Annotated in this window: 5 protein-coding genes and 14 tRNA genes; all 19 read left to right on the top strand. The window is 34.3% G+C overall.

The features are described 5' to 3' along the window. Positions 1–23: 23 nt before the first annotated feature. The 19 genes from KQI18_RS12905 (at position 24) to KQI18_RS12815 (ending at position 8,947) form a co-directional block, all read left to right on the top strand. Positions 24–107: transfer RNA gene (locus KQI18_RS12905), tRNA-Leu, on the top strand. Positions 108–119: 12 nt separating this feature from the next. Next, positions 120–194: transfer RNA gene (locus KQI18_RS12900), tRNA-Gly, on the top strand. A 12-nt stretch (positions 195–206) separates the two neighbouring features. Next, a tRNA-Arg gene (locus tag KQI18_RS12895) sits at positions 207–283 on the top strand. 11 nt (positions 284–294) lie between these two features. After that, positions 295–370: transfer RNA gene (locus KQI18_RS12890), tRNA-Gln, on the top strand. A gap of 9 nt (positions 371–379) precedes the next feature. Then, positions 380–468: transfer RNA gene (locus KQI18_RS12885), tRNA-Ser, on the top strand. Between the two features lie 2 nt (positions 469–470). After that, positions 471–546: transfer RNA gene (locus tag KQI18_RS12880), tRNA-Phe, on the top strand. A gap of 8 nt (positions 547–554) precedes the next feature. Continuing rightward, positions 555–631: transfer RNA gene (locus KQI18_RS12875), tRNA-Met, on the top strand. A 9-nt stretch (positions 632–640) separates the two neighbouring features. Then, positions 641–717, top strand: a tRNA-Ile gene (locus KQI18_RS12870). Positions 718–732: 15 nt separating this feature from the next. Beyond that, a tRNA-Pro gene (locus KQI18_RS12865) sits at positions 733–809 on the top strand. 6 nt (positions 810–815) lie between these two features. After that, positions 816–892 (top strand) — tRNA-His (locus KQI18_RS12860). Between the two features lie 8 nt (positions 893–900). Then, positions 901–976 (top strand) — tRNA-Lys (locus KQI18_RS12855). Between the two features lie 22 nt (positions 977–998). After that, a tRNA-Cys gene (locus tag KQI18_RS12850) sits at positions 999–1,072 on the top strand. 5 nt (positions 1,073–1,077) lie between these two features. Further along, positions 1,078–1,154, top strand: a tRNA-Arg gene (locus KQI18_RS12845). A gap of 30 nt (positions 1,155–1,184) precedes the next feature. Continuing rightward, a tRNA-Val gene (locus KQI18_RS12840) sits at positions 1,185–1,260 on the top strand. A 132-nt stretch (positions 1,261–1,392) separates the two neighbouring features. Continuing rightward, on the top strand, positions 1,393–1,821 hold the full coding sequence (locus KQI18_RS12835) for a hypothetical protein (RefSeq protein WP_216468346.1): 429 nt from the start codon (positions 1,393–1,395) through the stop codon (positions 1,819–1,821). A gap of 228 nt (positions 1,822–2,049) precedes the next feature. Beyond that, complete coding sequence (locus tag KQI18_RS12830; RefSeq protein WP_216468345.1) at positions 2,050–5,508, top strand: pyruvate carboxylase; 3,459 nt, start codon at positions 2,050–2,052, stop codon at positions 5,506–5,508. A 298-nt stretch (positions 5,509–5,806) separates the two neighbouring features. Then, positions 5,807–7,756 carry an elongation factor G gene (locus KQI18_RS12825; protein WP_216468344.1) on the top strand — a complete coding sequence of 650 codons (1,950 nt, stop codon included), beginning with the start codon at positions 5,807–5,809 and terminating at the stop codon, positions 7,754–7,756. 226 nt (positions 7,757–7,982) lie between these two features. Further along, positions 7,983–8,447 carry a CtsR family transcriptional regulator gene (locus KQI18_RS12820; RefSeq protein WP_216468343.1) on the top strand — a complete coding sequence of 155 codons (465 nt, stop codon included), beginning with the start codon at positions 7,983–7,985 and terminating at the stop codon, positions 8,445–8,447. 5 nt (positions 8,448–8,452) lie between these two features. Then, positions 8,453–8,947, top strand: coding sequence for a UvrB/UvrC motif-containing protein (locus KQI18_RS12815; RefSeq protein ID WP_216468342.1), 495 nt, complete (start codon positions 8,453–8,455; stop codon positions 8,945–8,947).

The raw sequence follows: 8,947 nt of genomic DNA, 5'->3' as shown, positions 1-8,947 counted from the left end.
ATCCTCCACCAAGTAAATAAAATGCGGATGTGGCGGAATTGGCAGACGCACTAGACTTAGGATCTAGCGCCTTTGGCGTGGGGGTTCGACTCCCTTCATCCGCACCATTTTATTTATATGCGGGAATAGTTCAGTGGTAGAGCGCGACCTTGCCAAGGTCGAAGTCGCGAGTTCGAATCTCGTTTCCCGCTCCATATTATTAATGTGGGTGCATAGCTCAGCTGGATAGAGCAACGCCCTTCTAAGGCGTGTGTCCGGGGTTCGAATCCCTGTGCGCTCACCATTTTAATAAATAGGGGATTCGCCAAGTCGGTAAGGCACAGCACTTTGACTGCTGCATGCGTAGGTTCGAGTCCTGCATCCCCTGCCATTAAAGTACGGAGAGGTGTCCGAGTGGTTTAAGGAGCTGGTCTTGAAAACCAGTGATGCTTAACGGCACCGTGGGTTCGAATCCCACCCTCTCCGCCAGAGCCCAAATAGCTCAGTCGGTAGAGCAGGGGACTGAAAATCCCCGTGTCGGTGGTTCGATTCCGCCTTTGGGCACCAAAAGATGTGGCGGTATAGCTTAGTTGGCTAGAGCGTTCGGTTCATACCCGAAAGGTCACAGGTTCGACTCCTGTTACCGCTACCAATAAAATGTGGACCATTAGCTCAGTTGGTTAGAGCGCCCGGCTCATAACCGGTAGGTCCGGGGTTCGAGTCCCTGATGGTCCACCACATTTAATTCAATTTCGAGGTGTAGCGCAGTTTGGTAGCGCACATGGTTTGGGACCATGGGGCCGGGGGTTCGAGTCCCTTCACCTCGACCAGTTGTGGTGGGTATAGCTCAGTTGGTTAGAGCGCCAGATTGTGGCTCTGGAGGCCGTGAGTTCGAATCTCATTATCCACCCCAAAAAATATGGTCTATTAGCTCAGCTGGTAGAGCACCTGACTCTTAATCAGGGTGTCCCGAGTTCGATCCTCGGATAGATCACCAGATTAATAGTATTTTATAAGGCGGCGACATAGCCAAGTGGTAAGGCAGTGGACTGCAACTCCTTGATCCTCAGTTCGAATCTGGGTGTCGCCTCCAATATTGCGCCTATAGCTCAACTGGATAGAGTGTCTGACTACGAATCAGAAGGTTAGGGGTTCGAGTCCCTTTGGGCGCACCATACAGACAATTTAGAATAGACACATTGTAAGGGATTATAGCTCAGCTGGGAGAGCACCTGCCTTACAAGCAGGGGGTCACAGGTTCGAGCCCTGTTAATCCCACCATTCATCCTCTAGTAAATATTTGCTAGAGGATTTTGTTTTATTTAAATTAAAACTAAGAGATACAAACAATAAAGTTAAATAATAATATAGACACTATAAAAAAATTAGAGATATTTAAAGGGAGGTTTAATATTGTACACAATAATTGGAATGGAAGTAGTAGATAGCGAAGAAATAAAGACTTCTATAAATGAAAATAGCGTATTCGAAGTAGAAACAGATATGACAAAAGCAACTAAGAGAGAAGATGTTCTAGCTTATAAATTAAAAGTGAATATAGAAGAATTAGATAAAATTCTAAATAAAGAAGAGAACTTAGAAAATAATGAACAAAAAAGTAAAGATGAAGAGGAATTGTTTGAAATATATATGAATACGACTGAAAAGCTTACATTAAGTCTAGAAAAAATAATGCCCAAATATACAATAATGAAATATAGATCATATAAATTTGATTTATCAGAAAATTGCGTTAAAACAGTGCTTGCTATATCTCATACTGACTTAGGTTTAATCAAGCTTACAGATGTTTTAAAAAGATTACTATCACAAGTTGATTAACAAGAAGAAATTTATATATAAGATGATTCATATGTAACATAAAGTGTGAATTTTAACTCAAAAGTACCTTAAATAATAGATGGTAAAATCGAATATTACATGTGGAAAGTTACTTCTTTATACGTATTTATCTTATTAATTAAGGAAGTTGCAAAAAAGTATTCAAAAATAAAGTGATTTAGTCTATACTCTTTATATTATATATTTTTAAAAGGAGAAGAATGCCGTATGCTTAAAAAATTTAACAAAGTATTAGTTGCTAATAGAGGCGAAATTGCGATAAGAGTATTTAGAGCTTGCTCTGAATTAGGTATAAAAAGTGTTGGTATATATAGTAAGGAAGATAAATACGGTTTATTTAGAACTAAAGCTGATGAATCGTATCTAATAGGGGAAGACAAAGGGCCTATTGATGCATATTTAGATATAGATGGAATAATAGATCTTGCAAAGAGAAAGAAAGTAGATGCAATACATCCTGGTTATGGATTTTTAGCAGAAAATGCTGAGTTTGCACGTAGATGTGAAGAAAATGGAATTACATTTATCGGACCATCATCTAAAATCATGGATAAGATGGGTGATAAAATAAACTCTAAAAGAATAGCACATGAAGTTGGCGTACCAACTATACCAGGTGTAGATAAAGCGATAAAATCTACTGATGAAGCAAAAGAGATCGCTAAAAAAATAGGTTACCCAGTTATGATAAAAGCATCTAACGGCGGTGGCGGTAGAGGTATAAGAATTGTAACTCGTGAAGAAGATCTTGAGTTAGAATACGAAACAGCATGTAGCGAATCTAGAAAAGCATTTGGAGAAGATATTATATTTATAGAAAAATATATAACAGATCCAAAACATATAGAAGTACAGATACTAGGAGATGAGTATGGTAATGTAGTTCACTTATATGAGAGAGACTGTTCAGTTCAAAGAAGACACCAAAAAATTATAGAATACGCTCCAGCATTCTCATTAGATAAAGAAATTAGAGAATCTATTTGTGAAGATGCTGTAAAACTTGCTAAATACGTAGGTTACAAAAATGCAGGAACATTAGAGTTCTTGGTAGATGCTAGTGGAGCACATTATTTTATAGAGATGAATACTAGAGTTCAGGTTGAGCATACAGTAACAGAGATGGTAACTGGAATTGATATAGTTCAGAGCCAAATACTCATTGCTCAAGGTTATGCTCTAGACAGTGATGAGATAGATATAAAATCACAAGACAGTATAGAAGTAAGGGGTTATTCTATACAATGTAGAATAACTACAGAAGATCCTAAAAATCAATTTATGCCTGACACAGGAAAAATACAAGTATATAGAACTGGATCTGGATTTGGTATAAGATTAGATGGCGGAAATGGGTTCACAGGAGCCAATATAAGCCCTCACTACGATAGTTTACTAGTAAAGACTATATCGTGGGATAGAACGTTTAAGGGAGCTGTAAGCAAAACTTTAAGATCTATAAGAGAATTTAGAGTTAGAGGCGTTAAAACTAATATAGGTTTCTTAATAAATGTATTGAACAACGATAAATTCCTGAAAGGCCAATGTAGTACTAAATTTATCGATGAAAATCCAGAGTTGTTTGATATAAGAGAGAGTAGAGATAGGGGTACGAAATTACTTCAATTTATTGGTGATGTAGTTGTTAATGATAATGCATGTAAAGAAAAACCATATTTTGATGCACTTCATGAACCAAGAATTGAAAAGCCTGCTATACAAACAGTAGGAAGTAGAGATTTATTCTATGAATTAGGAAAAGAAAAGTATTTAGAAAAGATAAAAAATGATAAGAAAATACTTCTAACTGATACAACTATGAGGGATGCACATCAATCACTGCTTGCTACAAGACTTAGAACTTATGACTTAGTTCAGGCTGCGCCTGCGACTGAGAAATATATGAAAGATCTTTTCTCGTTAGAGATGTGGGGAGGTGCAACTTATGACGTTGCTTATAGATTCCTTAAAGAGTCTCCATGGAGAAGACTTCAAAAATTAAGAGAAGAAATACCAAGCATAATGTTCCAAATGTTGCTTAGAGCATCAAACGGTGTTGGATACAAAAACTACCCAGATAATCTAATAGCGGAATTTACTAAAGAATCAGCTAAACAAGGGATTGATGTATTTAGAATATTCGATTCACTTAACTGGATAGAAAATATAAAACCATCACTTGAGACAGCTCTTGAAACAGGTAAAATTGCTGAGGCAGCTATATGCTATACTGGTGATGTACTTGATAAAACTAAGACTAAATACAATATGGAGTACTATATAAGAATGGCACAAGAGCTTGAAAGTCTTGGAGCAGATATAATAGCTATTAAAGACATGTCAGGTCTTCTTAAACCATACTCAGCATATATGCTAATAAAAGAGCTTAAGAGAAATGTTAAAACTCCAATACATCTACACACTCATGATACAAGTGGAAATGGTGTTGCTACTTGCTTAATGGCTTCTGAAGCTGGAGTAGATATTATAGATGCTGCATTAGAGTCTGTGGCTGGTATTACAAGTCAACCATCATTAAATGCAATAGTTGAAGCTCTTAAAAATACAGAAAGAGATACAAATATAGGTCTTTATGGGTATGATGAACTTAGCATGTATTACAAAGATTTAAGAAAAGTATATGGAAAATTTGAAAGTGATTTAACTACTTCATATGCAGAAATATACAACTATGAAATACCAGGTGGGCAATACACTAACCTTAAGCCACAAGCTGATAGTTTAGGTCTAGTAAATAGATTTGATGAAGTAAAAGCTAACTACAAAGTAGCAAACGAAGTAGTTGGAGATATAATAAAAGTTACACCATCTTCTAAAGTAGTTGGAGATTTAGCCATATTTATGACTAAGAACAAACTTACAAAAGATAATATAATAGAAGAAGGTAAAAATTTGGCATTCCCAGATTCTGTAGTTGATTTCTGTAAAGGTATGATAGGTCAACCAGAGGGTGGAATTCCAAAAGATCTTTCTGATGTTGTTCTTAAAGGCGAAGAGGCAATTACTGATAGACCGGGATCACTATTACCAGATGAAGACTTTGATAAAATAAAAGAGCACTTAGATGATAAATACAATATGGATGCTAATATTAGAAATATTTTAAGTTACGCATTATATCCAAAAGTATATGAGGATTATATAGATCATCTACAAGAGTACAATGATATTTCAAAACTTGAAAGTGACGTATTCTTCTACGGACTAAATAAAAACGAAGAGTGTGAAGTTGAAATAGAAGAAGGAAAAGTTTTAACAATAAGACTAGTTGAGATTGGCGATGTTAAAGAAGATGGAATGAGAACGATAGGTTTTGAGCTTAACGGAATGTTTAGAGAAGTTGAGATTAAAGACAATAACTATACTGGTCAAGTCGCAAACATCGAAAAAGCTGATATGAGTGACCCTCTTCAAGTAGGAGCAAGTATACCAGGTAAAGTAGTAAAGATACTTGTAAACGAAGGAGATGTAGTTACAGCTAACCAACCTCTAATAGTTATTGAAGCTATGAAGATGGAGACTAATATAGTTGCTAAAGCTGATGGAGTAATTAAGTCTATAAAAGTAGGTCAAAATGATATTGTAGTTGATAAGCAACTTCTTATGATGATGAGTGCTGCTGAGGATAGTTCTGAAGAAGCATAGGTACAGTAGATAATATTTTTTAGATAGATTTATTTATATAGAATTTTAAGATGCCAGGAAAATTTATTTCCTGGCATCTTTTTATGACTTAAAGCTATAATAAAGCACGCTAGTCTAAAAACGATGTGTCGTTTAACAATTTAAGTGTAAGTTAGAATTTATATATATAAAATGAAGGAATAGAGCATATACATGTAGAAGTATCTTAACTAAGTGTTATGTTATCTAAAAATTCCAAAAATTTTTGGATATAAACATAGGCAAAAAACAAAATACATAATTAAAGGTGGGTGCTTATATGAAAGTCTATGAGAGCAACAAGTTGAGAAATGTAGCAGTACTTGGACATAGTGGATGCGGTAAGACTAATCTTATTGAAACAATATCTTACACAGCAAATACAAACAAGATACCAAAGCTGACAGACAAAGCGAACATGACTTACCACATGTCGTTAAGGCCGATTGAGTACAACGACTATAAGTTTAATTTATTAGACACACCAGGGTATTTTGACTTTAACGGAGACGTTATCTCAGCTCTTAGCGCGAGTGACGCCTCTATAATAGTAATTGACGCGACTTCACCAATTCAAGTTGGTACAGAAAAATCGTTAGAGTTAACAGAAAATATGCCTAAGATAATGTTTATAAATAAAATAGATAACGAAAAAGCTAGATATAAAGATGCTATAGAAATGCTTAGAGATAAATACAACAACAAAATAGTACCAATGATAATACCTATATACAAGGATAAAGAGTTTGTTAAACTTTACAATGTATTTGAAAATGTAGATGATTTAGAGGGTGACTTTAAAGAGCAAGCTATTAGCGTAAGAGAAGCATTAATGGAGTTAATAGCTGAAACTGACGATGAAATACTAGACAAGTATTTCAGTGGTGAAGAGCTAACTAAAGAAGAAATTCAGAAAGGAATTATAACAGGAATACAAAGAGGAGATATAATTCCAGTAATTTGTGGATCTACTATAAGCAATATAGGTACAAAAGAAATATTAGAGACCATCACTGATTTTTTAGAACCAAAAATTGGTGATAAGAAAAAAGGATTTAATGGATTTGTATTTAAGACATTAATGGATCCCTTTGTAGGAAAGATGTCTTATATAAAAGTTGTAGATGGCGAGATAAATAAAGACACTGAGTTTTATAATTTGAATAAAAAAAGCAAAGAAAGACTAGCAGGCCTTTATACATTAAAAAATGGAGAACTTATAAATGTAGAGAAAGCAAAGAGTGGGGATATAGTAGTAGTTACGAAAGTTGACTCTTTGAAGACAGGTGACTCACTTTCTACAAATAAAAATGCAGATTTACAAGATGACATAGAGTTTCCAAAACCACAGATATACTACGCTGTAGAGACTAAGAATAAAGGCGATGAAGATAAAGTTGGAATAATCCTAAATAAACTTGTTGAAGAGGATCCAACGCTTCATTGGTATAGAAATGTAGATACAAGACAGTCTCTACTTGGTGGCCAAGGTGAATTACATATAAAAACGATTAAAAATAGAATGAAGGATAAGTTTGGAGTGGATGTAGCTCTAAATGATTTAAAAGTTCCTTATAAAGAAACCATTAAAGGTAGCGCAGATGTGCAAGGTAAATATAAAAAGCAATCTGGCGGCCATGGACAGTACGGTGATGTCAAGATAAGATTTTCTAGATCAGATAAAGATTTTGATTTCTCTGAGGAATTATTTGGAGGATCAGTTCCAAAACAATATGTTCCTGCAGTAGAAAAAGGATTAAGAGAATCTATGTCGAAAGGTATATTAGGAGGATTTCCAGTAACAAATATAAAAGCTGTTCTATACGATGGGTCTTATCACGATGTAGATTCATCAGAAATGGCGTTTAAAATGGCTGCAAGTGTAGCATTTAAAAAGGGAATAGAAGAAGCTAATCCTATACTGCTTGAGCCAATTATGAAGCTTAAGATTATGGTTCCGGATGATTATATGGGTGATGTTATGGGAGATATAAACAAGAGAAGAGGTAAAATTCTAGGTATGGAGCCAGATGGAAAAGGCAAGCAAATTATATTTGCACTTGCACCACAAGCAGAAACATTTAAATATGCTATAGACCTCAGATCTATGACTCAAGGACGAGGAGCTTTTGAAATGGAACTCGAAAGCTATGGTGAAGTACCACAACATTTATCGGAAAAAATAATCGACGAATCAGGAAATCTTAAGAGAGAAAAAGCCCTATCATAAAATTATTGTTAAATATAAATTGTACAAAATAGGTAGAGTCGAGATTAGACTCTACCTTTTTGTGGTAAATAAATACATAAGGGTATCAATATGATAATTTTAGTAAATGATTATATTGTAGTATCATTGCAAAAAACGATAATTAATTTTATATAAGGTACTTTACAAAAATTCTAAAAGGTGTAAAATAAGTCAAAGATAGTCAAGAAAGTAAGTGGTGATTAATATGGCGACAATGACTGATATAATAGAAAAATTTATAAAAGATCTTATGAAGGATAGCAATTTAATTCAAATTCAAAGAAATGAGTTGGCAAGTTTATTTTGCTGTGTGCCGTCTCAGATAAATTATGTTCTTACGACGAGGTTTACCCTAGACAGAGGATATTTTGTAGAGAGCAAACAAGGCGGTGGAGGATATGTCCAGATTGCTAAAATACAGCAAAATAAGAAGGACTATATAACGAACCTTCTAAATGAAAAGATAGGAAATCAGATATCTTTTAAAAGAGCCAAGGATATTGTAGAAAACTTAAAAGATACTGAATTAATTACAGGAAGAGAGTCAAAGATAATACTGTCCTCTATTGATGATAAGTCGCTAGTTATTCCGTTATCTGATTTGAAAGAAAAAGTGAGGGCAAATTTACTTAAAAACTTAATAATACTTTTAATTAACACGGGAGAGTGATAATTATGCTATGCCAAAATTGTAATAAAAATAAAGCTTCAGTTTACTACAATGAAAATATAAATGGTGAGAAAGTAGAAAAATATTTATGTGGTGAGTGTGCTAAAGAGTATACAAATGTTGATTTTGATTTTAATATGCCATTTACAATGATGGATGTAATATCAAAATTAGGTTTTCAACCTGAAAAAGAAGTTGAAAACAAACTTATATGTCCAGTTTGTAACAGCACTTACAGTGATTTTAAAAAAACAGGAAGATTTGGATGCAGCAACTGTTATGAAGCTTTTAGCAGTCAAATTAATCCAATGCTCCAAAATATACATGGTCACTTAGAACACGTTGGTAAAGCACCGAAGAAATCTTACCATAATATAAGTGTTAAAAATGAAATAAAAAAGAGTAAACAAGAACTAGATAGAGCTGTTAAAAACGAAAAGTATGAAGAGGCAGCAAAACTAAGAGATAAAATAAAATCTCTCGAGAATTCAATGGAATAG

Origin of the sequence: Metaclostridioides mangenotii, from assembly GCF_018917235.1 — a bacterium.
In the GTDB taxonomy this organism is placed as follows: domain Bacteria; phylum Bacillota; class Clostridia; order Peptostreptococcales; family Peptostreptococcaceae; genus Metaclostridioides.
Note: the sequence above shows the minus strand (reverse complement) of the source record. Positions and strands in the feature narration are given on the sequence as shown.

Excerpts from the sequence above, each read along its gene's own strand:
- KQI18_RS12815 (WP_216468342.1), top strand. The coding sequence starts at position 8,453 with ATGCTATGCCAAAATTGTAATAAAAATAAAGCTTCAGTTTACTACAAT.
- KQI18_RS12825 (WP_216468344.1), top strand. The coding sequence starts at position 5,807 with ATGAAAGTCTATGAGAGCAACAAGTTGAGAAATGTAGCAGTACTTGGA.
- KQI18_RS12830 (WP_216468345.1), top strand. The coding sequence starts at position 2,050 with ATGCTTAAAAAATTTAACAAAGTATTAGTTGCTAATAGAGGCGAAATT.
- KQI18_RS12820 (WP_216468343.1), top strand. The coding sequence starts at position 7,983 with ATGGCGACAATGACTGATATAATAGAAAAATTTATAAAAGATCTTATG.